27 protein-coding genes are annotated in these 26,002 nt (G+C 40.5%); 16 read left to right on the forward strand and 11 right to left on the reverse strand.

Going from position 1 to position 26,002, the window contains the following annotated elements; genetic code table 11:
* Positions 1-2: 2 nt before the first annotated feature.
* Complete coding sequence (locus tag ABM313_RS06430; protein ID WP_434686841.1) at positions 3-704, reverse strand: ROK family protein; 702 nt, start codon at positions 702-704, stop codon at positions 3-5.
* 123 nt (positions 705-827) lie between these two features.
* Here ABM313_RS06430 and ABM313_RS06435 point away from each other — a divergent pair, with 123 nt between their 5' ends.
* Both ABM313_RS06435 and ABM313_RS06440 read left to right on the forward strand, forming a co-directional pair.
* Positions 828-3,245 carry an NACHT domain-containing protein gene (locus ABM313_RS06435; protein ID WP_434686842.1) on the forward strand — a complete coding sequence of 806 codons (2,418 nt, stop codon included), beginning with the start codon at positions 828-830 and terminating at the stop codon, positions 3,243-3,245.
* Between the two features lie 289 nt (positions 3,246-3,534).
* The gene (locus ABM313_RS06440) at positions 3,535-4,431 is read left to right on the forward strand and encodes an ABC transporter ATP-binding protein (RefSeq protein WP_434686843.1); all 897 of its coding nucleotides are present in this window, start codon (positions 3,535-3,537) and stop codon (positions 4,429-4,431) included.
* Between the two features lie 101 nt (positions 4,432-4,532).
* On the opposite strand, the gene ABM313_RS06445 is transcribed toward ABM313_RS06440, so the two are convergent.
* Positions 4,533-5,576 carry a hypothetical protein gene (locus ABM313_RS06445; RefSeq protein ID WP_434686844.1) on the reverse strand — a complete coding sequence of 348 codons (1,044 nt, stop codon included), beginning with the start codon at positions 5,574-5,576 and terminating at the stop codon, positions 4,533-4,535.
* A gap of 336 nt (positions 5,577-5,912) precedes the next feature.
* On the opposite strand from ABM313_RS06445, the gene ABM313_RS06450 reads away from it, so the two are divergent.
* Positions 5,913-6,884 (forward strand): ABC transporter ATP-binding protein, encoded by a 972-nt coding sequence (locus ABM313_RS06450; RefSeq protein ID WP_434686845.1) that lies wholly within the window; start codon positions 5,913-5,915, stop codon positions 6,882-6,884.
* 88 nt (positions 6,885-6,972) lie between these two features.
* Here the strand turns inward: ABM313_RS06450 and ABM313_RS06455 are convergent, their stop codons facing one another.
* The 4 genes from ABM313_RS06455 to ABM313_RS06470 form a co-directional block, all read right to left on the reverse strand.
* Positions 6,973-8,073: a DUF1517 domain-containing protein gene (locus tag ABM313_RS06455; protein ID WP_434686846.1), complete on the reverse strand. Its 1,101-nt coding sequence runs from the start codon at positions 8,071-8,073 to the stop codon at positions 6,973-6,975.
* Positions 8,074-8,080: 7 nt separating this feature from the next.
* Positions 8,081-9,094 carry a GGDEF domain-containing response regulator gene (locus ABM313_RS06460; RefSeq protein WP_434686847.1) on the reverse strand — a complete coding sequence of 338 codons (1,014 nt, stop codon included), beginning with the start codon at positions 9,092-9,094 and terminating at the stop codon, positions 8,081-8,083.
* Positions 9,095-9,156: 62 nt separating this feature from the next.
* A complete protein-coding gene (locus tag ABM313_RS06465; RefSeq protein WP_434686848.1) occupies positions 9,157-10,053 on the reverse strand; it encodes a DnaJ domain-containing protein in 897 nt (298 codons plus the stop codon).
* The gene (locus tag ABM313_RS06470; protein ID WP_434686849.1) at positions 9,966-10,874 is read right to left on the reverse strand and encodes a substrate-binding periplasmic protein; all 909 of its coding nucleotides are present in this window, start codon (positions 10,872-10,874) and stop codon (positions 9,966-9,968) included. The genes ABM313_RS06465 and ABM313_RS06470 overlap by 88 nt, the downstream gene beginning before the upstream one ends.
* Before the next feature lie 160 nt (positions 10,875-11,034).
* Here ABM313_RS06470 and ABM313_RS06475 point away from each other — a divergent pair, with 160 nt between their 5' ends.
* Together ABM313_RS06475 and ABM313_RS06480 are read left to right on the forward strand one after the other, a co-directional pair.
* On the forward strand, positions 11,035-11,763 hold the full coding sequence (locus ABM313_RS06475) for a hypothetical protein (protein ID WP_434686850.1): 729 nt from the start codon (positions 11,035-11,037) through the stop codon (positions 11,761-11,763).
* Positions 11,764-11,918: 155 nt separating this feature from the next.
* Positions 11,919-12,152, forward strand: a complete 234-nt coding sequence (locus tag ABM313_RS06480; RefSeq protein ID WP_434686851.1) for a hypothetical protein — start codon at positions 11,919-11,921, stop codon at positions 12,150-12,152.
* A gap of 131 nt (positions 12,153-12,283) precedes the next feature.
* On the opposite strand, the gene ABM313_RS06485 is transcribed toward ABM313_RS06480, so the two are convergent.
* From ABM313_RS06485 to ABM313_RS06495, 3 genes are all read right to left on the reverse strand, one after another.
* Complete coding sequence (locus ABM313_RS06485; RefSeq protein ID WP_434686852.1) at positions 12,284-12,541, reverse strand: hypothetical protein; 258 nt, start codon at positions 12,539-12,541, stop codon at positions 12,284-12,286.
* Positions 12,531-12,800, reverse strand: coding sequence for a BrnT family toxin (locus ABM313_RS06490; protein WP_434686853.1), 270 nt, complete (start codon positions 12,798-12,800; stop codon positions 12,531-12,533). The genes ABM313_RS06485 and ABM313_RS06490 overlap by 11 nt, the downstream gene beginning before the upstream one ends.
* 207 nt (positions 12,801-13,007) lie before the next feature.
* On the reverse strand, positions 13,008-13,601 hold the full coding sequence (locus ABM313_RS06495; protein WP_434686854.1) for a Uma2 family endonuclease: 594 nt from the start codon (positions 13,599-13,601) through the stop codon (positions 13,008-13,010).
* Positions 13,602-13,666: 65 nt separating this feature from the next.
* Here ABM313_RS06495 and ABM313_RS06500 point away from each other — a divergent pair, with 65 nt between their 5' ends.
* The 4 genes from ABM313_RS06500 (at position 13,667) to ABM313_RS06515 (ending at position 16,422) form a co-directional block, all read left to right on the forward strand.
* Positions 13,667-14,650, forward strand: a complete 984-nt coding sequence (locus ABM313_RS06500) for a DUF928 domain-containing protein (protein WP_434686855.1) — start codon at positions 13,667-13,669, stop codon at positions 14,648-14,650.
* 35 nt (positions 14,651-14,685) lie between these two features.
* Positions 14,686-15,204 (forward strand): hypothetical protein, encoded by a 519-nt coding sequence (locus tag ABM313_RS06505; protein WP_434686856.1) that lies wholly within the window; start codon positions 14,686-14,688, stop codon positions 15,202-15,204.
* Positions 15,161-16,012 carry an IS5 family transposase gene (locus ABM313_RS06510; RefSeq protein WP_434684046.1) on the forward strand — a complete coding sequence of 284 codons (852 nt, stop codon included), beginning with the start codon at positions 15,161-15,163 and terminating at the stop codon, positions 16,010-16,012. Before ABM313_RS06505 ends, ABM313_RS06510 begins: the two co-directional genes overlap by 44 nt.
* 212 nt (positions 16,013-16,224) lie before the next feature.
* Positions 16,225-16,422 (forward strand): hypothetical protein, encoded by a 198-nt coding sequence (locus tag ABM313_RS06515; RefSeq protein ID WP_434686857.1) that lies wholly within the window; start codon positions 16,225-16,227, stop codon positions 16,420-16,422.
* Positions 16,423-16,598: 176 nt separating this feature from the next.
* Here the strand turns inward: ABM313_RS06515 and ABM313_RS06520 are convergent, their stop codons facing one another.
* Positions 16,599-17,297 carry a hypothetical protein gene (locus ABM313_RS06520; protein WP_434686858.1) on the reverse strand — a complete coding sequence of 233 codons (699 nt, stop codon included), beginning with the start codon at positions 17,295-17,297 and terminating at the stop codon, positions 16,599-16,601.
* A gap of 153 nt (positions 17,298-17,450) precedes the next feature.
* Here ABM313_RS06520 and ABM313_RS06525 point away from each other — a divergent pair, with 153 nt between their 5' ends.
* From ABM313_RS06525 to ABM313_RS06540, 4 genes are all read left to right on the forward strand, one after another.
* Complete coding sequence (locus tag ABM313_RS06525; protein ID WP_434686859.1) at positions 17,451-18,590, forward strand: glycosyltransferase family 4 protein; 1,140 nt, start codon at positions 17,451-17,453, stop codon at positions 18,588-18,590.
* Between the two features lie 173 nt (positions 18,591-18,763).
* Positions 18,764-19,633, forward strand: coding sequence for an acetylglutamate kinase (gene argB, locus ABM313_RS06530; RefSeq protein WP_434686860.1), 870 nt, complete (start codon positions 18,764-18,766; stop codon positions 19,631-19,633).
* Positions 19,634-19,676: 43 nt separating this feature from the next.
* Positions 19,677-20,444 carry a hypothetical protein gene (locus ABM313_RS06535; protein WP_434686861.1) on the forward strand — a complete coding sequence of 256 codons (768 nt, stop codon included), beginning with the start codon at positions 19,677-19,679 and terminating at the stop codon, positions 20,442-20,444.
* Between the two features lie 80 nt (positions 20,445-20,524).
* A complete protein-coding gene (locus ABM313_RS06540; protein WP_434686862.1) occupies positions 20,525-20,944 on the forward strand; it encodes a bacteriohemerythrin in 420 nt (139 codons plus the stop codon).
* A gap of 46 nt (positions 20,945-20,990) precedes the next feature.
* Here ABM313_RS06540 and rpmF read toward each other — a convergent pair whose 3' ends face one another.
* Entirely contained in the window at positions 20,991-21,167 is a 177-nt protein-coding gene (rpmF, locus tag ABM313_RS06545; protein ID WP_094528850.1) for a 50S ribosomal protein L32, read from the reverse strand.
* A gap of 326 nt (positions 21,168-21,493) precedes the next feature.
* On the opposite strand from rpmF, the gene ABM313_RS06550 reads away from it, so the two are divergent.
* The 3 genes from ABM313_RS06550 to ABM313_RS06560 all read left to right on the forward strand — a co-directional run bounded on the left by ABM313_RS06550 (position 21,494) and on the right by ABM313_RS06560 (position 25,943).
* Positions 21,494-23,107, forward strand: a complete 1,614-nt coding sequence (locus ABM313_RS06550) for a SagB/ThcOx family dehydrogenase (RefSeq protein WP_434686863.1) — start codon at positions 21,494-21,496, stop codon at positions 23,105-23,107.
* Positions 23,108-23,349: 242 nt separating this feature from the next.
* On the forward strand, positions 23,350-24,795 hold the full coding sequence (locus ABM313_RS06555; protein ID WP_434686864.1) for an O-antigen ligase domain-containing protein: 1,446 nt from the start codon (positions 23,350-23,352) through the stop codon (positions 24,793-24,795).
* 8 nt (positions 24,796-24,803) lie between these two features.
* A complete protein-coding gene (locus ABM313_RS06560) occupies positions 24,804-25,943 on the forward strand; it encodes a glycosyltransferase family 4 protein (protein WP_434686865.1) in 1,140 nt (379 codons plus the stop codon).
* Positions 25,944-26,002: the final 59 nt, after the last annotated feature.

Below are 26,002 nucleotides of genomic sequence, written 5' to 3' on the forward strand. Positions count from 1 at the left end.
TTTCATGAGTTGCTAGAGCGCCATAATGCAAGTCCCCCAATTAACCCTAAATCATTGGAAACGATCGCCACATTTGCTGGTAAATCAGTAGAAATTAATCGAGCATTACCACCGCCGATATAAAGTTTGTCGTAATTAAATAATTTATAGAGCGTGGCGATCGCCTCTAACAATCTTACATTCCACAATTCCACACCAATTTGATCTAGAGCTGCTTGTCCTAAACGATCTTCATAGGTTTCTCTGCCAACAAAAATATGTTGACCTAGTTCTAGATTTGGCAACAGCTTACCATTGAGAAAAAGTGATGATCCAAATCCAGTACCTAGAGTAACTACTAACTCTACCCCCTTACCTGCGATCGCCCCACATCCCTGCACATCTGCATCATTAGCAATTCTGATCGGCTTACCTAGTTGACTGTGCAGTACTTCCTCCAAAGGAAATCCATCCCAATCAGCATGTAAATTAATAGCCCCTCTTGTCACCCCATGCTCGACCACACTTGGAAATCCAATCGAAACATGATCGTATTCCCCCTGTTTGGCAATCAAGTCGATTAATGTCGCCACGATGACATCAGGAGTAGCTGGATGGGGAGTATGAATAAGTGATCGCTTAGAAATTGGAGTGCCATCATCTTGCAAGATGATCGCTTTGATACTACTTCCACCCACATCAATCGCTAATGTTAAAAAACTCACAGTAATAGACTTCTCGTATTAGATAATAAGTTAGTAATGATATGGCGAGCGCTAAGCGCTCACAACTAATAGAATTGATTAAAGCAATTTTTTGATAAAGTTGGCAAAGTAGGGTTTAAAAATATGGTTGCAGCCTTAATGCTAAGAGCGTCTTCCGATATCCTTAGCAAAGCACAGGAAGAACTCACGCTTAGAGAATACACGCCTTTGCAATTAGCAAGTGAGCTTAGTTTGGCTGTGCAACTAGTCGAAAACTTCTTGAATGGAGAAATAGTTGATCGCAATACCTATAACTTAGTTTGTGAAAAGCTAAATATTTCTATAAACACAATTCAGGATTTGACAATAGAAAAGTCGGTAGAGAGCAAAGATATCTCAACTCTTCAACCCTCTACTGTATCTACTAATAACAGTGTTGCCGATAATAAAACCGTAGCGATCACCAATTCAAATAATAATCTAACTATAGAGAACACCTTTCAAAGTTCAAGTGACAACTTGCCTACAAGTGTTGAATTTGGACTAGATGAATCATTACAGAGCATCCGAAAAAGCATCTCTTCTGCCTTGATCCGTCAATGCGATCGCCTCAGAGTAATTGATATAAATACACCACTCTATTTGCATAATTTATATACAGAGATTAATGTTTTTGCTACTTTGCCAAGCAGTCAGTATCTTGATTTAAATGAAGCTTTTGCCAATGTATCTCCTGAACAATACGATCGCTTTTACCTAGAAAAACTCCAACCCCCTACAATTCCAGCAAATCAGGCTCTAGAAGAATCCAAACAAATTTTGTTGGTCGGCGGTTTAGGAGCAGGCAAGACAACATTACTTAAATATTGGGCAATAGCATGTATCTCAGGCAATATTTTGCCTAAATATTTACCTGTGTTTTTGCCCTTGCGATCGCTGATTACGTTACATGATATTGGAGATCCAATTTTATGGTTAAAGCAACAACTGATTAACTATGGACTATCAGATGAATTTTTAGATCACAAAGTCGAGCAATTATTAAATCAAGGAAACTTGTTATTGATTTGGGATGAGTTAGATGATCTACCCGAAATACATCGTGCAGAAGTTGCTCAAAAAATCCTGAGGCTTAGCGATCGCTATCCCAAGAATCGTCTAGTAGTTGCTACACGCAATCCGATCTATGGTCATATCTTAGAGTCATTTTCGATAGTAGGAATAGCACCTTTTGAAGAATCTCAAATCACTACATTTGCTAGCAAATGGTTCCAAACTATTTGTGCTGACAAACCGAAAAAAAATGAAAAGTTTCAACAATTAATCACCACAAATAAACCATTAGCAGAAATAGCTAGCAACCCTCTATTGCTAACACATCTTTGTACTGTCTTTAACAGTTGTGAGTATCTTAAACCCAACTTTTATCAGGAAATATTAAATCTACTATTAACCAAATGGGAGCAGACTAAATGCTTGCCTAGTTTCTCGAATCAAACATTATCAACTGCTCAAAAACTAGATTTGCTGTCCTATGTGGCGATCGTGTCACTCGATCGCCATGGTTATGTGTGGCAAAACAACCAACTGGAGGAGGACTTTCAGGCTTGTATTGCAGCTAGTCACAACTTGTCCAAGTTGGCAATTAATTATGATCAGCTTTTTGAGATTTTCAAGTGGCAACATAGTCTATTGATTGAATGTGCGAAAGGGATTTACTCACTTGCCCACACCACATTGCACGATTATCTTGCAGCCTATCGAATTGCCAATAGTATGCCGAGTGCTGCTCAAAAATATTTGCTCGAACGTATATACCTCAACCGTTGGCATGGTGTCATCGTAATGACTGTAAGTATTTCCCAGCAAGCCGATAGTATGTTGAAGATGATGAAACGTAAAATTGATGACTTGGTGAGCCAAGATCCACAATTGCAGTCATTCTTGACATGGGTTAATCAACAGTCAATCCAAATCCAAACCCCTTACAAAGCCGTGACAATTCGGGCTTTATATTTAGATATTGATTTAGAAAATACGCGATCGCTTGATCGCGCTCGAGCCTTAGATATAGCTCATTCTCGGTCTTTAGAACGCGCTCGCACTAAAGCCTTGGGCAATGAAAACACAATGGAAACAGAGTTAGATATCGATTACACAATTAATCTGGCTCTCAATCTGGACTTGGCTTTATATTTTGCTAATCACCCTGTTTTAGAGTTGGCTTGCATACTTGAACCAGATCTCCAGAGAGGCTTACAGTTTTTACGTCAAAAATTTCCTGATCCTTCTAAAAATCGAGAAGCTTTTGCCAAGTGGTGGCAGTCTAAGGGGTTAGATTGGTCAAAAAAATTACGTAGCTTGATTGTTCAACACCGTAAAAGTTCGCAAGAGTGGCAATTCAGCGACAATCAACTCAAAGTATTGCGGACATATCATGATGCTAATAAGCTTTTGATCGAGTGCTTAAATAATGCTGAATATGTCAGCCCCTTAGTTAAGAGTCAAATAGAGTCTACATTGCTACTTCCTCAGGGCGAGTACAGCATATTACAGTACTAATACCAACATCCAAAATGGCGTAGCCATTTTGGATGTTGGTAAGTAGCTAGGCATAATTAATTACAAACCAAAACCCATAGAGTTGCGCCCCTGCGGGGCGCAACTCTATGGGTTTTGGTAATTTATTTTGCACAGGTACTTATATAGCAATCCTTGACAATCAAAACCCAAAAGAGTAATGGCGGCGCTTCACGCCGCCATTACTCTTTTGGGTTGGCTGTTTCTTCTTTGATGTTTTCTAATCGTGATTGCTATACTTTAAGCATTACTTTAAAGAGATAGATATTCTGTGCTAGAAGTTCGCAAAATCTGTAAATCTTATGGGAAGAAGCAAGTTTTACAGGACTTAAGTTTTGCTATTCAAGCAGGCGAAGTCTATGGGTTATTAGGTCCAAATGGTGCTGGAAAAACCACTACGATTAGTATTCTATGTGGTTTGATTCAAGCAGATCGCGGACTTGTCACAATGAATGGTCTACATGCATCAGGTGCAACGCGATCGCTGATTGGTGTGGCTCCTCAAGAAAATATTTTTTATAAGAGCTTAACCTGCGAAGAAAATTTGCGTTTTTTTGGGCAGCTTTATGGGCTGAGTAATGAAGCCTGTCGCAAGCAGGCTCAGTACTGCTTAGAACTAGTGGGGCTAGGCGATCGTTCAAAAAGTATTGCTGATACTCTCAGTGGTGGAATGCAGCGTCGGCTGAGCATGGCGATCGCCCTTGTGCATCAGCCACAATTGGTGGTACTTGATGAACCGACCACAGGACTAGATATTGAAGCTCGTTATGAAGTTTGGGAATTAATTCGTAAACTGAGAAGTCAAGATACAGCCATTTTGTTGACTACCCATATGCTCGACGAAGCCGAACGGCTCTGTCAGCGAATTGGTATTATCAAGCAAGGTAGTTTGCTGGCAGAAGGCAGTCTCGAAGAACTGAGTAAACATGTCCCTGCTAAAGAAATTGCGATTATTTGTACACCCACTGAAGATTTGGCGATCGCTAGAGCGATCGAATTGGGCTTTGACTATCGTTACTACGGACGTGATCTAGCTTTTTGGCTACCCAAGATTATGGAACTAAAAGAAATTTTGGAATGTTTTGAAGGCATCACAATTGACTCAATTATGCGTCAACCCGTCCGTCTTGAAAATATCTACGTAGAAGTTACTCAAGGCTCCAAATAGTCACAATAGTCGCAGGAGTAGCGGCGCAAAGCGCCGCCACTTACCTTTTGAGTAATTGTTAGCGCCGCAGACGCTAACAATGCTCAAAAGCATGAAAGCTTTTAGACTTGTATACTTTGAGCATGAGTAAAGACTGCATTAGTAAAAGCCAATAAATTTTGCTGCATTTGCTTAGAATCTGATGCGACAAGACGATCCAGTGATGTGTAATATGTCGCCGCTAGTTTGGGGCGACTACCAGTTTTGATCATCCATAGGCCATCGGCAAGACTGGCTCTAATCTCGACCATAATATGATTACTATCTGGTAGCGTAAAGCGATCAGAAATGCCATGAAAAGCCTGAATCTGAGTTTTTGCATCCCCCTTAATCCAAATTGTTGCGACAAGATAAGGACTCACAGATTGGAGATCACTATGACTTACAGATCTTGCAGCATAGATATAAAGCAATTGCAACCAAGGTAAAGGATAAATAACCTCTAAGGCACTATAACCACTTGGTTTTGCTTCAATCTTCATTTCTTGGAAATAATTGATTGTTTTAGCCCATTGCTGACTAAAAATTTTTGCCACATCAGGATTAATAAATAGCTCACCCCATTGACTATGCTGCCAAGGCTGCATATCCATGAAATGCATATATTCGGAAAACTCATGGGCAAGGCGATCATGCTTTTGAGCTACCAAAGCATATACATCTTGCCAACAAAAATATGGCATGGATGAATTAACTTCATCATGAGGCTTTAGATAATGCTGCTTTGCTGAATTACTATCTAAAATTTCAGGTTCGATTAGACAATAACTGTTACTAATTACTGCTATGTAAGTCTGTTTAGTTTGAGACTTAGCCAAAACAAATAATGAGTCTAAAGAAAGCTTGCTTAACTCACTTTCCAAACGATGATCGCAAAGAATATCAAAATCTTGACACTCTAAAATTATGTCAGGTTGGATATCTGACATAAAAGAAGGATAGCTAACAGCTTTAACAAAGGTTGAACTTGGCTTGCCCGATCGCTGTGTTAAAAAGTCAACAAAATCCTGACCTAAATCTTGAATATTTTCTAGCAAATATTCCCAAGAAGCAGCAAAACGCTCTTTCTTGTCTAGGTTTGGTGGCAGCAAAAAAATATTACTCATAGCTGGGCGCTATCTAGCCTTGTTTCATTACATTGTATAGGTTATCTATTAATCATCTCTATTAGTAAAGTAACGATTTTTATCTTTACCATCAAATTCAGCATATAGCAGTCCTATATCATTATGTAGATTTTTTTGTTTGTGGAAGGACACCCCGATGGGGTGTCCTTCCACAAAACATTTAGGATTACTATATTTAGAAATTCTAAATCATTTAGGGGCTCAAAGCTGAATTTAAGCTGTAAACATCAAGATTACCCCCATTTTTAAATTAGCCCGAACTGACGTTAAAATAGTGTTTCAAAGCATGAACTTTGCAGCTTTAGATCGGTAGCCATGGTAGAAGTATTGACTAATGAATCCCAGCAACAGATTATTCAGAGCAACGCTATTGTAGCGGATGGCTTGAGCAAGATTTATCGTACTGGCTTTTGGTTAAATCAAAAAATTAGTTCTTTACAGGATTTTTCATTAACCATTCGCCAAGGCGAAACCTTTGGTGTACTTGGTCCTAATGGAGCAGGCAAAACTACATTATTAAAGATTTTATTGGGTATCGTAAAACCCACATCGGGAACTGGTGAAATTTTAGGATATCCCCTTGGCGATCGCACGGCGAAGCAGTCAATCGGTTATTTACCTGAAAATGCTTACTATTACGACTACTTGACAGGCTGGGAACTGCTTGATTTTATTGGTAGTCTGTTTGGGGTTGCGCCATCTTTACGCCGCCAGCGCATTGCTGATTTGCTAGATCTTGTCGGTTTATCTCAATCCGTAGCAAGGAAAAAGCAATTGCGCCAATATTCTAAAGGTATGGTGCAGAGAATTGGGGTCGCCCAAGCTCTGATCAACGATCCCGAAATTGTGTTTCTCGATGAGCCAATGTCTGGACTTGATCCTGTTGGACGCTATCAGGTACGCGAAATTATTTTGATGCTCAAAAATCAGGGCAAAACCGTATTTTTTAACAGTCATATTTTGTCTGATGTGGAGCTAATTTGCGATCGCATTGGTATCCTCAACAAGGGGGAACTAGTGGCAATGGGGACATTAAATGAGTTACTGGGTACTGAGCAGTCCTATCAGGTCAGTGGACATGGCGGCTCTGAAGAAGAGTTGAAACCTTGGTTAGATCATTTAATTTTCCAGAATGATACTTGGCACGGTCAATTAGCCAAGGATCTGCCAGAATTTTTGACTTATATTGCTAGTATCGGGGCAAAGGCGATCACGATCGAGCTAGCCCGCCAAACTCTCGAAGAATTTTTTATCGATCAAATCAAGGCTTCACGCTACAAAGATTAAAGTCGTTATTGCCCCATTATATAAAAACCTATCAAGCCCCAATAATAGAAGAGCGGCGCGAAGCGCCGCTCTTCTATTATTGGATTCCCTAAATCTGAATCATGTTGCTATATTCCGTCAGCAGTTCATCGTAGGTGAGGCTATCAGTATCGGCTTGAGGACTCCATAGCAATTCAAACACTAACAAATGACTAGCTGGAATCGAAGCGATCGCCTCTAATGCTTGGCGTAATTCTTGGATATTTCTGATTTCACCAAACAGAGGTTGATCATGTTCAGTACCTATCAATAGAGTTACCACAATATAAGCAGATGGATCTTTATCTGGAGAGGCGATCGCCGTTGAGCGCTGGGTAACTCTACCACTGACATTAACCAAGGTTTCTTCGCTAAACTTAGTGCGCTCTTCTAATGAAAGTTTGTTAAAAACTTCTTCAGCTTGATCGCGATGGGCTGGTTGCGAACTGGCAGAAACATGTGTCCAATTTTCTGGGGTACGCATTAAAGCAAGCGCAGACTCTTGCATCAACGTCATTAACCCTTCTGGCGTGTCTGTATCAACTTCAAGAGTTAACTCAGTTAATCTGGTTTGCACCTCACGTGCCTGAGCCAAAAGCGCAACTTGTAGCTTGCTAACGGTAAATGTATCATTCTCCAAATCGTTCCCTGCCCCACTCTGTTTAGAGAGTATGATGAACGACCAAATAATAAAGTAGACAACCATCCCACCCGCCAGTAAGATAATCGCCCAAACATACCAAGGCACACCACTCGAAGATGCTGAAGTTGTAGTTTGGTAAGGATTTGATGGTGAGTTATTCGATGAATTGTTGATAATTACGGGAGCAACTATAGTTGAGTGGCTATTTGATGATGGTTGGCTAGGGCGAGATAATGAGTCGCGATCGCTAGAAGGGCTAGATGTTTTTGTGGGAGATGGGCTAGAAGGAGTTGATGATTTAGAAGGGGTTGATGATCTGGAACTACTAGAACTAGAAGGGGATGAACGGGTAAAAGAACCACCACTACTGCGACCAGCGCTACTTTTTGCGTAGGCTTGTTGATCTTTAAATAGAGACGTATTGAGTTGGCGATCGCTTTTGTAATCGCTAAAACCCAACTCGATCACCTGAACGCTCAAGAATGTGAGTAGAGATGCAGTAAAAAACTGAAATTTGGTTCTACGCATAAAATAACTAGCCAGATATTTCAATGTAGTCTCGATCTCCACCAGATTTTTGTGCATGGAGCAAAGAATGCTGAGCGAGGTCAACTAGATTGCTAAAACTAATGCTCTTGAACTGTTGATGCTGATTTTCTAAAGCTGCTACTACCCCGCCAATACTAATTGTTAATGGAAATAATAATCCTGAAGAAACCGCGATCGGATGCTTCCGAATACTGGTAAGCAAATTGAGAGATAGTTGGATACAACTATCAGTGTCATGATGGGGCGTAACACAAGCAAATGAAGCTGATCCATTGCGGTAAATCAAGCTATTAGCAGCACAAGCATGACTCAATCGCCCAGCGATCGCCTTAATTGTTTCATCTCCAATACTCGCGCCATAATCATTAACGATAGGCTGGAAATGGTCAATCTCAATGAACAGCACACTCAGAAAGCCAAAGCTTTTGTAAGTACCAAATTCACTGAATTGCTGCATGATATTTGGCATTACTCGATCAAAAGCTTGCTCACTTAAAACCCTAGTTAAAGGATCAGACAAGCTAAGTGCATCTAGTAATTCATTTTGGGATAGTAATCGCTGATTTGTCCAAGTTAGGGACTGCATCAAAGCAGTAAGACGCAGCCCTGTCCGCAGTCTTGTTTTGAGTTCAGCACTATCTATAGGACTAGTGAGAAATTCATCTACTCCCGTCTCTAGCGCTATTTGGCGTTGCTGAGAATTACTAGCTTTCACAATCAACATAAAGTAGGTTGCTACTAATTCGGGATGCTCAAGACTTGCCTTGCAACGATGACAAAGAGCTAGTCCTGATACATCTGGAATTGTCCAATCAGCGATAACCACTGCGGGTTTCTTTTGTTGGATTATTTCCCATGCTCTTTCACCACTGGTTTCTGTAATGAAATTATATTTATCGGTTGTTAAAACTTCAGCGATTGCCGATAGAATCTGGCGATCGCCACTAGTAACTAGAATCAGGGAGTGATGACGGTAGTATTTTAGTCTGCGGAAATCCAAGATAATTGCCTCGCCATGTCTTGAGTCTGCGGAAATCCAGTCTTAGCGAGAAATGCTAGGGACTACTTTTTACCCCAACCAAACAGCCCACCTTTTTTTTCTGGGGGCTTTTCTGGTGGTTTAGTTGCAGCACTTACCTGATTGATGTATTTCAGAGCTGTAGGTTCTTTAGGATCGAGTTTAAGTGCTTTTTGGAAGCTAGCCTTAGCGATCGCCGCTGCATTTTGGTTCATCTGCACTAAGCCTTTGAGTGCATAGACCTTGGCATTATTGGGATCGATTTTTTCAGCGCTGAGCAGTTCTTTGAGTGCATCAGTCCATTGCTTCTTACTGATAAATAGCTCAGCCATATTTAGATTACGCAGCGCAGGTGACTGGGCAGGTTTAGCCGCAGGCGTTGCCTCAGCGCTAGCAGTTGCATTGTTAGGCTGAAACTCAGATGCCGATGCCGCGCTACTACCCGAAGTAAAGGTAAGACTGGTTTGGGTAAGTAAATATACGAGATTTAACTCACTGAGAGTAGCGGTATATTCTAAGATTGAGTCGAGAGTTTCATACTGCTTTGGTGCAATTTGCTCGACATACTGCTTGTAGGTAATTTCATGGGGAATCCGATACAGTTTTTGAGCAATTTCAGAGCTGAGAGTCGGTAATTCTTCCTTTTGTTTTTTGTTTTGGGCAAACATTCTCAAAGTTGCTAGATATTCACCACGTTCGCGATCGCTATTTAGCAATTGATATGCTGGACTAACCATCTTTGAGAAATATTTGGTAGCTGTCTCTTTCTCTTCGGGAGTTCGACCAAACACGTCAGGATGCAAAATCTTTGCAAGCTTGAGAAATTTTTTGCGAATTTGCGCGGCATCAGTGGTCATTGGTAAACCGAGTATGGCGTAATGATCGCTAATACCGTAACTGGCAAGACCTTTGTTGATTTTAAAGTTTTCTGGCTTTCCCACAGGTTCCACCTCTTAAGTATCTGTTCGAGTTTACCCTCTTGACGCATCTCTGTTAAAGCCTTATCGACGGCTTTTTTGAGCGAGATATCATCTTTGTTGACGATCGCCACAAGGCGGATTGGAATTAACGGTTCCCCAACAATTATAAAGTTGGGATTGTTGCGTACTTGCCATACAGCCACGGGTTCATCAAGGATCATCGCATCAAGTTGGCGATCGCGTAATTGGATCACCATACGATCAAGATCCCGTGATGAAAAAAGGCGAATGGCGTTGCCTCTGTTTTTATTATAGGTTTCGGCGATCGCTGCGCCTCCACTATTTGCGACAACCCCAACGCGCTTGCCGATCATATCGCGCAAGGATTTGATTTGTGTCCCATCGGCTCTGATTAGCAAACGTTGAGTACTACGATAGTAAGGCGCAGTTTCAATAAATTTACCTTTGGTGTCGCCTGTTTCTAAGGCTCCTTCTTCCCTTGCACTGAGCAGGATATCGACCTGTCGCGAAGCTAAATTTTCAGGTTGGTTTGCCCAAGGGATATTAATGGGACGTGGCTCAATATTTAGTCTTGCGGCAATTTCTTGGATAATTTCTAGCTCAAACCCATCATAAAACTGGGTCTTGGCATTCCAAAACATGTAGGGACCACCGATCGCTGCATCGATGCCCACCCGCAAATGTCCGCGCCGCATGACAATACCAAGGCTGCTATCTTCAGCAAATACGGGTGAAGTGGTGGGTGATATGGTGCTAGCGATTCCTAGACACAGCCCTGTATAAATTGCTAAGCCAGCAAGTTTATGAGCAAACTTAAACATTTATTCTCTAATCAAGCGATCGCTATAAATATAGCAATATCTCCATCATTCTTGTATGGCGATCGATGATTGCAGTCCATTGTTAAAGACTTTTTTGTTATATAAAAGCTAAAAAATATCTGATATAGTTCATATAGAAATCCAAAACAATGAGGTATCAATGTCAAGTGGGTCAGGTGGAGTATTAATATTTAAGGGAATGAAGGTTTCTATCTTGGCTGGTGATCTGAGCATTGGGATAAGTGATAATGGAGAATTTAGCTCACATTGTATTCTGTCAACTTCATATAATGTTATTCCTATTTGGATGAAAATTGCTCATGACAACTTGAGGCAATCTAGAATAGCATCTGAAGCAATACTAGAAAAATGGAGTGAAGATGCTGATTTTCAAAAACAATTATTGATGGGTGAACTTGCTCCATCTATGCAGGTAATTGTAGCTTGTGGTATTGCTTTAGATGCGCTTTATGACACATTACGTCCTTATGCCAAAATTACGCCTGAAGAAATTGAAAGTTGGAAGAAAAACAAAACAGCAAGAGCCAAGCAAATTGTTGAGATTATAAAGAGAGCTTATAAGCTAAAGCCCGATATATTCAACAATTTTAAAGAATGTATTAGCGAGATTATTAAGTTAAGAGATAAAGCAGTACACCCATCGCTGGAATTGCAAAATGTATGTGGCAGATCTGATATAGATGTTGCTGTTGATTGGAAGTTTGCTGTATACCGATATGAGAATGCTAAAAGAGTTTTTATTAATACAGGCAACATAATTGCATATTTATACGAACATAAATCCAATATTAATGAGTTAGATGAAGCCTTATTTAATATTATTGAAGCATTAAAGGAATTAGGAATTATCTCATCTAAAAGCGATTGATATACCTTTAGTTGATTGATTTTCTTCAAATTTTTAAAGAAGAGTAGTAATTAAAACCACTATGCCTCCTCCACCACCAACCTCAACCCCAACGCGATCGCACCCCAATCACCCTCGATCAATACCTCGAATACACCCCTGAAAAACTAGAGCTAATGGATGGCTTCTATGACTACGGCGACCCAGAGGATTTCAAAGGCTTTTACCTTGCCATACTCACCAATATGGGACTACGCGCCGCCGTTAGCCATGTCCCGATCGCACAATGGTTAGCCGCCATCCAAGAGGTAGCATTGCAAAATCCCAAACTTGACGATGCTTTGCGCGATCGGCTAGTGCGTGCGATCGCTGAGTTGAATGCGATCGCTGAATGTTTAGATGAGAGATAAAGCGATCGCTGTTTAGCAATTTCTAAGAGACTTGCTGATGAACTAAATGTGGAAGTTTTGACCTATCACAGTTATCTTCGCTGGTGTTGCTCAGTGAGAAGGTAATTATGATGTGCGATCGGGATTTTCCACTAAGAATTTACAAGAGGTGGATCTTGGTTAATTGGAATTGTTTTCATAGAACTAGCGATCTTCAGCAACATTCGCAGAGCTTCATTAACAGAGGCAGAATCGCGAAATACACTTGCGACATCTGGATCGAGAACAATGGTGTTTTGAGGAATATTTTGAGCTTGTTTGTATGCCTCGTAATATTTACCTCGAACACCTCCTGAGAAATCATATTCAGGAAGCATTTCATCATTGTCTATTTGAGTTTCAGGATTCATATTCTTTCCTCTCTTGGCGAGTTGCTAATCGCACACTAATTAATCGAACTTGTCCATCTCTCTCTGTATGGGATACAACAACAAGTCGATAGCGATCGCTCATGCCAATAGTCAAAAAACGAAACTCTCGCTCTGAATGGACAGGATCGTTAATTGTCAATGCTAAAGGATCGCTAAACACAGTCATCCCTTCTTCAAAGGATACACCATGCTTTTGTAGGTTAGAAGTTGCTTTAACTGGATCGAAATCAAATTTCATGTAATTTCTAGGAGATAAATTTGGCTAAGAAAATCTCTCAGCAAATATCTTTAATACCTCATGTATTGACGGGTGATGTGGTGGGCGATATTGTGCTGACGAATCCTAGAATAGCCCTGTATAAATTGCTAAGCTAGCAAGTCTGTGAGCAAACTTAAACATTTATTCTCTAATCAAGCGATCGCTACAAATACACCAATATCTTCATCACTCATGATGCAGTCCATTGCGAAAAGCTCTCATTGCTTCTAATCTTGATGGCATCTGCACACAACTTACTAACAGATCAATATCGAGATCAGGTAAAAGTTGGCTACGGGGGACAAGATGGTATTCCGAAGAAATGAAAGCATACACTTGCAGTTGATTATTTTCCCAAAGCCAGACCTCAGGAATCTCAAAGCGACGATATTTCTCTAGCTTTTCCAAACTGCCGCTAGTCAAAATCACCTCGATCGCTAGATCAGGATTAGCTTTCTTCTCACCCAAATAATAAGACTCATCAGGCTCAAAGGATGTCCCCTTTTCTTCACCGCGACGAGTTGCACTGCCCACAGGTATAAACTCAATTCCTTGAATAATGAAATAGGCTTCTAACAAAATTGCTAGAGATTTCTTAATCAATTCGTGGGGTTCACCAACAGTCATCAGTTCAATCCAGCCATCAAGATAAGTAATGCGAAAGCCGCCTGTGGCTAACAGATTTTCTAACACCTCAAATTCTTGCCAACTGTAGATCCTTGGCAATAGTAACTTTTGCTCTAGCTGAATATGAGTTGATTTAGATAAAGTGGTGCTCATATGCTATGACTGCTAATACTTAGCAAATACTTAATAGCCATTTTACGCGCATGGCTCCGAAATTTATGAGATGTAAAGTACCTCTTCCCCAAAGTAATTATTTAACAGCTATAACTAACAAGTTGTCTTTTCGTACTTATCTCAGTAGTGCTTTTACAATTCTGATCTGTTCTTTGTCGAGTTTGGCAGTACCTAGCGATTTATTACGATTAGATGCGATCGCCCAAACTTGGCTAGTAGCACAATTTAACCGCACTAATTATGGATTGGGTTTACCGAAAACTGCAAGCACAGGGGGCGGAACACGCCTTTTTAATCCAGACTTCGGCACTATGAGATCAGTCCCTATCAATCCCCCCACAACGAGAGGTGGCGCTTCATCTGCCCCCATCGATAGTCAACAGCAACTATTGAGAGAGCAGCAACTACCTTTACTTATCTTGATTACACCTGAAGATGGCGCAAGAACTGCGGTTTCACAACCTACGCTTTATTGGCATTTACACGATCAAAATGCTCAAGCTTCTTCATCAGAAATTGATAACCTCGAAAATAATTCATCTAAAGTAAACGCGAAAAATACTTTTATAGGGAAGTTTAGCCTCACGACATCAAAGGAAGATAAATCGATTACGATTTTTCAAACTGATCTAAAAATGTCTAGCGGTTTATCGAGCTTCAAATTACCGATCGCTGCTTCTTTGCAACCCTCTAAAACCTATCGTTGGCAAATTACTGTGCAGGATAAACGTGCCAAGGAAGTTACAGCAAGCGGCTGGATTGTTTATACGCCCCCTGATGATAATCTCCAAAAATCCTTGGTGCGTGCCTTGACTATTCGCGATCGCGCCAAGATTTATGCTGAAGCAGGATATTGGTTTGAGGCGATCGATGGCTATACCCGTTGGCTAGACTTTAAACCCAAAGATCTAAAAGCTAGAACAGCCAGAAATGAAATTTTGAAATCAGGATTTGCCACTAATAAAAACCTTGATTTTGAAGATTTCATTGGGTTGCTAAATACTGATACACCAAAATCATCTGACTGATTTACTGTAAATATTAGCAAATAATAGAAAACAACATGAAGTTAAGTGATGGAACCCAGAATTTTTGGTCGCAAATGAGAGGATATGCTCTTTCTTCTGCCTTGACTATTGCTATTGCTTTTCACTTTTATGGATGGAAAATAGCTAGTATAATTGCTCTTTTTCTGTTTGTTTGTTTCATATGGTTACTGTCTGATATTAAGGAAAAGCTAATCAGAACCCAACCCGATCTATTTAATTATGAAACTACTACTATTGAAGATTATCCACTCTTAAATTTTAATTGGTTTCAAAATCAAACTGATCAATTAAAGCTTCTCGGATTTGTACAGATTATGGATTATAAAATCCCACAATCTCCAGGTTTTGCGAGATGTTTTGCTCATCCAGTCAATTATTGTTATGCAGAAGTAAACGAAGTTTTTAAAGCGACTGGAGAATCATTAGACCTCTTGCAGAACCAAAAACATGTTAGATTTATAAGCTTTTTATCAGATCTCAAATTAAGCGATGAAATACGAAGCCAGTCAAAATCTATCAGCGACAGAATTTAAACGGTTATTTGGGGTAAGAAGAGAAACATTTGCGCAAATGACGGAGCTAATGCAACAAGCAGCCCAAAGCAAAGGACAAGGTGGTGTAGAACCAAAGCTAAGTCTAGAAGACCAAATATTGGTTACTTTGCAGTATTGGCGTGAATATCGCACCTATTTTCATATTGCTAGCGACTGGGAAGTGTCAGAATCGACGATTTGCCGCATCGTCAAAAAAGTAGAAAATGTCTTAATTAAATCGAAAAAGTTTCGGTTAGCAGGAAAAAAGTCATTGTGGCAGGAGAAGGCTCCAGCCATAATTGCCATTGATGTAACTGAGACAAAGGTTGAGCGCCCTAAATATCACCAGAAACATTTTTATAGCGGTAAGAAAAAGCATCATGCCCTCAAAGCCCAATTGGTGGTCGATCTGACTAATTTCAAGATAGTTTGTACCGCTTACGGTAAGGGCAAGCAGCATGATTTCTCATTATTCAAGGCAAGTGGAGTTCATTTTCACGCACAGACACAAGGTTTGGCAGACAAGGGTTATCAAGGCTTACAAAAGTTGCATCCTAACTCGCAAATTCCTATCAAAAAGCCTCAAAATGGCTCATTATCCAAGGAAGATAAGCGTTGTAATCGCCAACTTGCACGTCAACGTATTGCGATTGAGCATGTTAATCGTCGCTTGAAGATTTTTAAGATTCTCTCTTTACCTTATCGTAATCGTCGTCGTCGTTTTGGTTTGCGTTGTAATTTGATTGCTGCCATTTATAACTTTGAAGTCGCTCTTGTTGCTTCTAAAACTTTCTCTGCTCTGGATTAATTTTCAGTTCTGCAAGAGGTCTATTTGCTAGAAACACCTCGATCACGAGTAGCCTAGAGCAAGACTGGATATTAAGTAGTATTAATCAGGAGGTAAATATTACAGCTAGTATTGCTTACGGTTTCTGGCGTAAACCTAGAAGTGTGCGTATTTATTATCCTACTCTAAGTCTAGAGGAACTGTTTCATAAGCATTTACAAATGAGACAGCAAATGATTACTAATATCGGTGTATCGGTATTAACAGATGTTTCTTGGGATAATTATGTGAACAAACAGCAGGAAGGAACTATCTACCGTAAAAAGGCGATGAAACAAAAATCATTGCTATTAGCAATGATAGAAGTGACGAAATTTGAGTTAAATCCTAAATCAGAATGGCTGGAAGATTATGCCAAATTTATCAGATAAGGCTAAACTTCTATCAGTAGTATAGCTGTCGCCATTTGTACTAGGACTAATCAAAACCCCGAAGGCGAGTTGCGGAGCTTCGCTCCGCAACTCGCCTTCGGGGTTTATGTCCTAACAAGACTGGCGACAACTTTAATTCTACTGGCTGATTTGCCTATGATTATATTGACACTAAACTAATCTTTTACAGCTTTCTGGACAATTCGATAAAAAGTAGTTTTACCTGGAAATTGATCAAAAGCTCCGTCAAAATTTGAGTTTGTTAGCCAAGAAAATTCTGATTTGAAAGGAGAGTTGGACAGCACCAAGCTGCAACCATCATTCATACAAATGCCTATATGCCAAAGTCCCTTTTCATAGTCTGTACCATTGGAAATGGCTATATCGCCTCGTACAGCTTGATTTTGGTCAATACGTTTGCCCTTACCCTTGTCTAGATCTTCGACCATAGAAGGTACATAAAGAGTATTTTGTCCCACCTGATAGCCCAAAGCACGATTGATCGCCATATTTACCATACGGGCACAAGCAAGCGTACCGTTACTTGTATAGGGTTCATAACGACTACTTCTACCTAAAATGTCAGGTAATAAAGCTGCCTGAAAAATTTTTTCGGAAATTGTTGAGCCATTAGTTGATAAGGTTTTCACAGATTTATTCGGCTGATTTGCTTCAATGCTCTGGAGTAATTCTTTATATTTGTTCTCACTAGCTGTTAGAACAGTGTTATTAGCCTGATAAGTATCATATTGAGCTTTAACCCAACGTGCTGAGGGTCTGGCAATAGCGGCGATTACTGCGAGAATTCCCAAGGTCACTAGAAATCCTCTATTTAGTATGGTTTTAGAGGTAGACTGAGATGCAGATTTATCCATGATAAAGCGGTCAACTGAAAATAACTAAATATAAGAAGATTTGCAGAATAGTTTATTAATTAAGCGATCAGCTTCATACAATCGCTTCATACAATCACCCAATAATGTATTCATAGATTATTGTTTTAAATTTATTGTTCCGTCTAAACAAGTATGAACAAAAAAATTTTGTTTGTTAGTTATACCGCAGTCTTAGGTGGGGGAGAGCTTTGTTTACTCGACTTTGCCCATGCTTATCGCGAGACTAGTCAAGTAGTGCTATTAACTGACGGGATCTTAAAAAATCGACTGGAAGATTTAGGCGTAAAGGTTGAGGTTTTACAAGCATCGCGATCGCTTGCCGAGGTGAAAGTATCAAGCGGGTTAGCTTCACTCAAATCTATTGGCGATCTATGGAGACTGGGTAGACAAGTTGCCAAAAAAAGCAAAGATTTTGATTTGATCCATGCCAATAACCAAAAAGGATTTGTGGTTGCGGCGATCGCTCGGTTATTTGGTGGTGCGCCTGTGGTTTGGCACTTGCACGATATCTTGACAGCGGATATTTTTAGCGCCACAAATCGCAAGATTGCCGTCACGTTGGCTAATTGGTTTGCCACTAGAGTCATCGTCAACTCTCAAGCCACAGGAGAAGCTTTTCTTGCCGCAGGAGGTAATCGTAAATTACTCCGCACGGTTTATAACGGATTTGATAGTGAAAAATTTGACCAAATTAATGATAATCAAGCAACTTTGCGTGAAGAATTAGGTATTCCCTGCGATCGCCCTTTGATTGGCATGTTTAGCCGTCTTTCCTATTGGAAAGGACAACATATCTTGCTAGAGGCTGCTAGTAGACTCCCCGATGTCCATGTGTTATTAGTTGGTGATGCACTCTTTGGGGAAGCAGAATATACTGAGAAGCTCAAAAATATTGCTGCCCAAGAAAGCCTCAAAGGTCGTGTCCATTGGCTCGGTTTTCGACAAGATATTCCCGCTTTGATGAAAGCTTGTGATGCGATCGCCCATTGCTCAACGGCTCCTGAACCCTTTGGTCGAGTCATTGTGGAGGCGCAATTATCCAAACGTCCTGCGATCGCGACCATTGGGGGTGGCACTAGCGAAATTATCGAAAATGGAGTTACAGGTTTACTGATTCCACCTAACGATCCGCAATTACTCGCTGATGCGATGCATCTAATTTTTAGCGATCTCCCTGCCACTCAGAGGATCGTTGAAACTGCCTATACTCAAGCACAAGCTAAGTTCTCAATTATCTCGGTTTGTCAGGCTTTTGAAATGGCGATCGCCTAAACAATTAAGGGTGTGTGACTAAGCCACACACCCTTAATTATTCTCTGCTGTGAAGACAGATAATCGTAAAAGTCATCAAATAACAATATGCAACCTAAATCGCTTATCTATTGGTGTATTTGAGGTTGTAAGGTTTATAAAAGTATTTTTTTTAAGAGTAGTCGAGGCGTTAAATGCTAACAGACAGCGATCGCGTTCAGGTTCTAAGTGAAGCTTTGCCCTACATGCAGCAATTCGCGGGGCGTACCATTGTCGTCAAGTACGGTGGCGCGGCAATGAAAGAAGAAAATCTTCGGCAGGACGTGATCCGCGATGTCGTTACGATGTCATTTATGGGATTGCGCCCAGTCTTAGTACATGGTGGGGGACCTGAAATCAATACATGGCTCACCAAACTGAACATCGAGCCACAATTTATCAATGGATTGCGGGTTACCGATGCCGCCACCATGGAAGTTGTGGAAATGGTGCTAGTTGGTCGCGTCAACAAGCAGATCGTAGAAATGATTAACCTTGCAGGTGGCTCTGGCGTAGGACTATGCGGTAAGGATGGCAATCTGATCCGTGCGCGTCCTCAAGGCAATGATGCGATCGGCTTTGTGGGTGAAGTCAGTGGCATTAATATCGGTCTGCTCTCAACCCTACTCGAAGCAGGACATATTCCCGTTGTATCCAGCGTAGCGACCGATGAAACAGGTCAATCTTACAACATCAATGCGGATACCGTCGCTGGTGAACTTGCCGCCGCCTTGGGTGCGGAGAAATTGATTCTCCTCACCGACATTGCAGGTATTCTCCATAATTACAAAGATCCCAGTACGCTCTATCGCAGTTTGACGATCAGCAAAGCTAGAGAACTGATGAATGAAAATGTCGTCAGTGGTGGCATGATTCCTAAAGTCCAATGCTGTGTGCGATCGCTGGCTCAAGGCGTAAAAGCAGCCCACATTGTTGATGGACGAGTCCCCCATTCACTACTGCTTGAAATTTTTACAAATAGTGGTGTAGGCTCAATGATTGTAGCCTCAGAAACATCCTTTTAGACAGTAGGGCTTGCTTTGTGCGCCCTATCATTTGTATGAAATTATGGCAGATACTGATGATGCAGAAAATCAAAGAATTGCGGCGGAGCAATCACCAAACACATCTGATCCGTCAAAATTTGATGCGAAAAAACCCAATACATTAAAGAGTCTAATCGCACCTAGATTCGGGAAAGTTAAATGGGGCTTACCTAAACTTGGCTTTCCCAAATTTAAGTTGAAAATACCAAAGTTGACTTTCAAAAAAATTCAACCTTTCTGGTTATGGGTGGCGGTGGCAATCATTCTGATCAGTTATGCTTCCATGGGATATTTAGTGTCCATATGGCTGAATATTCCTTGGAATTTAGAACTCGTAGGTCTCATCATCCTAGCTACAACTATTACAGTTATTATTGATTATCTACTCTGGCTACTGGAAGTCATTCTGATCAGCTATGCCTGTATGGGATATTTCCTGTCAGTACTGATAACCATCCCAGCCAGACGTGATTTAGCGATCGCAGGCTTCATCATATTGAGTCTATTACCAACTATTACCGCCTTTGCTGATTATGCCCTGATGAAATGGAGCTACTTAATCAGTGGTTTTTTAATTATTGGTGGTTTAGTTTTTTTTGTTCGATTGAAGCCTGATATGACGATTTTAGCGATAATTGTATGGGTAGGATTAACGGTGATCGCTTTTGTTGGTGATGTCCTAAGTAAAAGTCGTAAATTATGGATGGCGATTGCTATATTGACTGCCCCTTGTTTAATCGGATTAGGAATTGGTCATCAAATGTGGCGGCTAGCTGCATCATGGAGTTAAATTTGTATTACTTTTTCAGGATTTTCCACTTATTTACAAGAGAATTAAAGGTGATGCGCTAACGCAATGAGAGAAACTATATGCAAAGATTTGAATGGTCTGATTCCTTGAGTACTGGTGTGCCAATGATCGACAGCCAGCATCGTGAACTAATTGCGGCGACTAACGAAATTGGGGAAGCACTCGAAAAAGGCAATGGTACAAATGCTATTAAGAAATTGCTAGTATTTCTCAAGTTTTACGCAGAATGGCACTTTGGTAACGAAGAAACCTGTGCAGCAAAACATAATTGCCCAATGGCTGGAATCAATCAAGAAGCCCACAAGAAATTTATTGAGACCTTTGGCAACCTCCATGAGCAATATCGTCAGAGTGATGCAAGTGAAGAGATTGCGCTCAAAATTTATAATGAATTATGCGAATGGTTGGTCAGCCATATTTTAAAGATTGATACTCAGATTGGTACTTGTATCAAAGAAAGCCTAGCTCAATCAGCTTAAACAAACCATCAAAAAAGGCGAGCTTAGCTCGCCTTTTTTATTAAGATTACTCTTCAGTCTCAGCCTCTTCAGCCATTGGATAGACAAAACCATCATTTTTGCCTGAGAGGATGGACTTACCTAAGGAAATCGCTCTTTGGGCATGAACTGCGGCTTTCCGCTTCCATACAGCTTTACGGCTGTCTCTCTTAGATTTAGAAGTTTTCTTCTTGGGTACTGCCATGACGTGATCCCTATAATAAATACGATAATTTTCTAATTAGAAAAATTTTGACAACCTTTCTATCATATGCGAAATCACGGATATTGCGATCGCAATTTTCAGTTAAATCCGCAATTCTGATTATAAAATCGATTTTTGTGTTTCCAGCACCTTCGGTGCTGGAAACACAAAAATCGATTTCTTTGAAAGCACGCCAACGGCGTGCTTTCAAAGAAATCGATTTTTATAATGAGAATTACTGCTATCGTCGGCACTTCGTGCTAGCGACCGTGCGAATTGATATAACATTTTAGTCTAGCCGCCTATTTACGTCACGTTGCAAAACTATGCCCGAAGCCAGACTTTCCTTCGCCGAACATTACCACGAACGTACGAAGTATGCGCCTGCAACCCTTGCCAGCAAAAGTCAAGGACTAGACTGGAGTACCCAGCCGTCACCTTATAAAGATTATAAAATTGGCACGGTTTATGATCTCAAGCCTTTTCTAACTGAAGAAATTCAGTCCGATCGCGATGGATTATTGGCAAGTCGTTGGCGGCGGTTATCACGATTGCTATTTTGCAGCTATGGATTAACCGCAAGAGTCCCAACCGTAACGGGTGATGCTTTTTATCTAAGAGCTGCTCCTTCAGCAGGTGGGTTATATCCTGCGGAGTTATATCTGATTTCAGCAGGGACACCTCTTTTATCCGCAGGAATTTATAACTATCAAGTTCGTACTCATAGCTTGATTCATTTTTGGCAAGACAATCATGTTTGGTCTGGTTTGCAGCAGGCTTGTTTTAGTCATCCCACTTTGCAAAATACCCGTATGGCGATCGCGATTACGGCGGTATTTCATCGATCAGCTTGGCGATATCAAGATCGCGCTTATCGTCGCATTTTTCTAGATACTGGGCATTTATTAGGAAATATTGAGCTAGCAAGTTCGATTGAGGATTATCAAGCATCACTAATTGGTGGCTTTGCCGATGAGTCTATCAATGAACTGTTGTTTTTAGATAAAGAGGTCGAAGGGGCGATCGCGATCGTGCCAATTCTGGATTTACAAGACGAAGAGCGCATTGGTCGCGGGCAAGAATCAAGAGAACCAATGCAGCGATCGCTAAATATTTCTAGAGGAGTGATGACAGCACTACCTTCAGGAACTGTGCATAGTTACCCAAAACTTCCCGATGGTAAACTTTTGGAATATCTACATCAATCTACCCAGATTACTGAAAAGCCAAATATGCAGAAACTTTGGGAAAAGTTGGATGTCAAAAAATCCGATCAAACCGCAAACAATTCTGAACCAGATCTAGATAAGTACAACTTCCCATTCTGTACAAAAGTCAGTACCATCACCGAAAGCATTCATTGGGGTGATGATTTGGAACTGTTGGAGAATACCATTTTACAACGACGATCAACCCGTGAATATAGTGGAGCGAAGTTAGAGCTAGCAGAACTCAAAGCAATTCTTGATTTTACTTATCAGCCCCAAAACTATACCGATCAAGGCATTGATGGTAATCCCGATTATTTCGATCTCAGCTTAATCGAAACCTTTGTAGCCGTAACAGGGGTAGTGGGATTGGAAGAAGGATGTTATTACTACGCACCCAAATCACAAGAGCTACGTCAAATTCGCTTTAAGAACTTCCGTGATGAACTACATTATCTCTGTCTAGGACAAGAGCTTGGGCGTGATGCAGGAGCCGTAATTTTCCATACTGCCGATCTCCAAAAAGCTGTTGAGAAATATGGCGATCGCGTTTATCGCTATTTACATATGGACGCAGGACATTTAGGACAAAGGTTAAATCTCGCCGCGATCGGCTTAGGTGTGGGCGTAAGTGGCATCGCAGGCTTCTTTGATGACCTAGTCAATGATGTTCTCGGCATTCCTAATGATGAAGCAGTTTTATACATCACGACTTTAGGTCGCCCCCGTTAGGTAAATGTAAACGCAAGCCCTTAAAAGCGTTAGCTCACAACGCTTTTAAGGGCTTGCGCATTTAATCCTCAATTGACTACTGAGCTATACTTATAGCAAAAGTTTTGCTTAGGACATAACACCAGAAGATGAGTTGCGGTGCTTTGCGCCGCAACTCGCTTCTTGATTTTTGGGTTGTACTAGCTCTTTTTTTGCTATAGCCTAAGCAACAAAAAGTTAACTCAACGAAAGTGAATAGACTTGTGAATCAATCCGAAGCCAAAATATTACAGCCTCAGACAAAAATATCCAATCAACTATTCCAGCCAGCAGGTGCATGGATAAGCATCTTAGCTTTTTGTTTTTTAACAGTTTTAATGATTGCCCTTGGAGGATTTGGCTCAAGAATCCTTAATATTTTATTTCCATTGGGAGCATTAATCGTTGGTTGGATACTGTACTTTCGTTATCCTATTCTTTATAACGGATTTGTGTGGTGGCTATTTTTTGTCACTCCATTTATACGTCGAATTAGTGACTGGAGGATAGGTGCATTTACTGATCCTAAAAGTAGCTACATCATGCTAGCTCCATTTATAGCATGTATGATTTGTGCCCATACAATCCATCTCAAACTATTTAAGAGTCGCGACAAATATTCTTCGATTTTTATTTTGGCAATCAGTGCTGTTCTTTACAGCTATTTCATTGGCATGATTTACCGTGGCTTCTTACCATCAACCATTTCTCTATTGGAATGGATTACTCCTTTACTATTTGGTTATCACATGGCAATTAATTGGCAAAGATATCCCATGTATGCTGAGAATATAAAGCGAGTTTTCCTCTGGGGAGGACTAGTGATGGGAATATATGGAGTCTATCAGTTTATGGTTGCTCCTGAATGGGATCGGCTATGGATGATTGGTTCGGGAATGATTAGTAGTGGTGGTAGTCCAGTTCCTTTTGGAATGAGGATTTGGAGTACTATGAACTCTCAAGGACCCTTTGCAGACTACATCGTAACAAGTCTATTAATATTGCTCTGTAGCCAAGGTGCTTTAGTGATGCCTGCGGCAGGGTTTACTGCATTTAGCCTATTGCTAACCCTAGTACGAGTGGCTTGGATTGGATGGATATTGGCAATGCTATCTTTATTGACTTCCCTAACTCCAAAGCAAAAGTTTCGTTTGGTAGCGGCTGTGGTGATTATGGCAATAATTTTGATTCCATTAATCAATATGGAACCATTCTCAACTGTAATTTTTAAGCGGTTAGAAACACTAACTAACTTACAAAATGATGGCAGTGGTCAAGCTCGGCAGGGTACATATGCAGCTATCTTAGAAAATATTATAACTAATTTTCTGGGTGATGGTCTTGGCGCTCTTGAGGGAGATAGTGCACTTATCGTAATCGTTAACTTAGGATGGATAGGGGGAATCCCTTACGTGGGAAGCCTCATTTTTGGTACTCTTTTAGTGTTAATGGAACCTCATAAGAGTGATGATTTAATGATTTCTGTTATTCGGGGCATATTGATTAAATCTTTTATATTTCTGCTATCTAGCATAACCATTAAAGGAGCGCATGGAATGCTGATGTGGGGCTTTTTAGGGTTAGGTTTAGCAGGAATACATTATTATCGAGATTATCATTTACAGCAATTTTTGGTGATAAAGTCTAGGGATAAGCTGCCGACTAATTAGTTTTTCCTATGAAAATATGTATTATTACTTCTAATGTAAAAAAAGGTGATGGTCAAGCAAGAGTTAATTATGAAATTGTGAATCAAGCGATCGCCAGAAATCATCAAATCACTCTGGTAGTTAGGCATGTGGCTAATGAGATCGCCCAAAACAAACTAGTTAGCTGTGTTTATTTTGCTGTAGAAAAGATTCCAACTGAGCTAATGCGAGGTTTTGTATTTACCCGCAATAGCGATCGTTGGTTACAGAAACACAAACATGAGTTTGATGTAGTTATTTCTTGTGGAGCAGTAACATCTAGAGAAACTGATGTTAATGTAGTTCATTTTGTGCATAGTGCTTGGTTAAAGTCCCCATTTCACACTATCCGTATGGATAGGAATTTGTATGGTATTTATCAATGGACTTATAGCTTTCTAAATGCCTACTGGGAAAAATTTGCTTTTCAAAAAGCCAAAATCCTGATTGCCGTCTCAGAAACCATCAAAAGAGAACTAATTGAAATAGGAGTTCCTGAAAAGAGGATTCAGGTGATTGCTAACGGTGTTGATGTTGATGAGTTTCGTCCTGCTATTACCGTCAATCAATCGCGTCAGCAGTTTGGACTACCTGAAAAAGTTAGTCTAGCCCTATTTGTTGGTGAATTTAAAACCAATCGCAAAAATTTAGATACGGTACTCAAAGCTTTAGTTAATGTTCCTAGTTTACATTTAGCTGTAGTTGGAAGTATTGACAACAGTCCCTATCCAGAACTAGCCAAACAATTAGGTGTAAATGAAAGAGTGCATTTTTTAGGGTATCGTTCGGATATTGCCAAAATTATGCAGAATGTCGATTTTTTTGTGTTTCCATCACGCTATGAGCCATTTGGAATGGTGGTTAGTGAAGCTATGGCATCTGGGTTACCTGTAATTACTACAGCAGTTTCGGGAGTTGCCGCAATCATCACGCCTGAATGTGGGATCGTTTTGCCTGATTCAGAAGATATTTTGGCTGTGACTAATGCGATGATCTTTCTAGCCACTAATTTGGAGATGAGGAAGCAAATGGGGCAGGCTGCGAGAGCGATCGCTGAGCAACATAGCTGGACAAGTAAAGCGACAACTTATCTTGATCTATTTGAAAGCTTTGCCAGCGCCAAAGTCTAACACCAACTCAAGAAAGTGTTATTACACTTTCTTGAGTTAAAAACAAAGCCTAGCAATGG

This window comes from Pseudanabaena minima str. Chao 2107, assembly GCF_051131155.1.
GTDB lineage: Bacteria > Cyanobacteriota > Cyanobacteriia > Pseudanabaenales > Pseudanabaenaceae > Pseudanabaena > Pseudanabaena minima.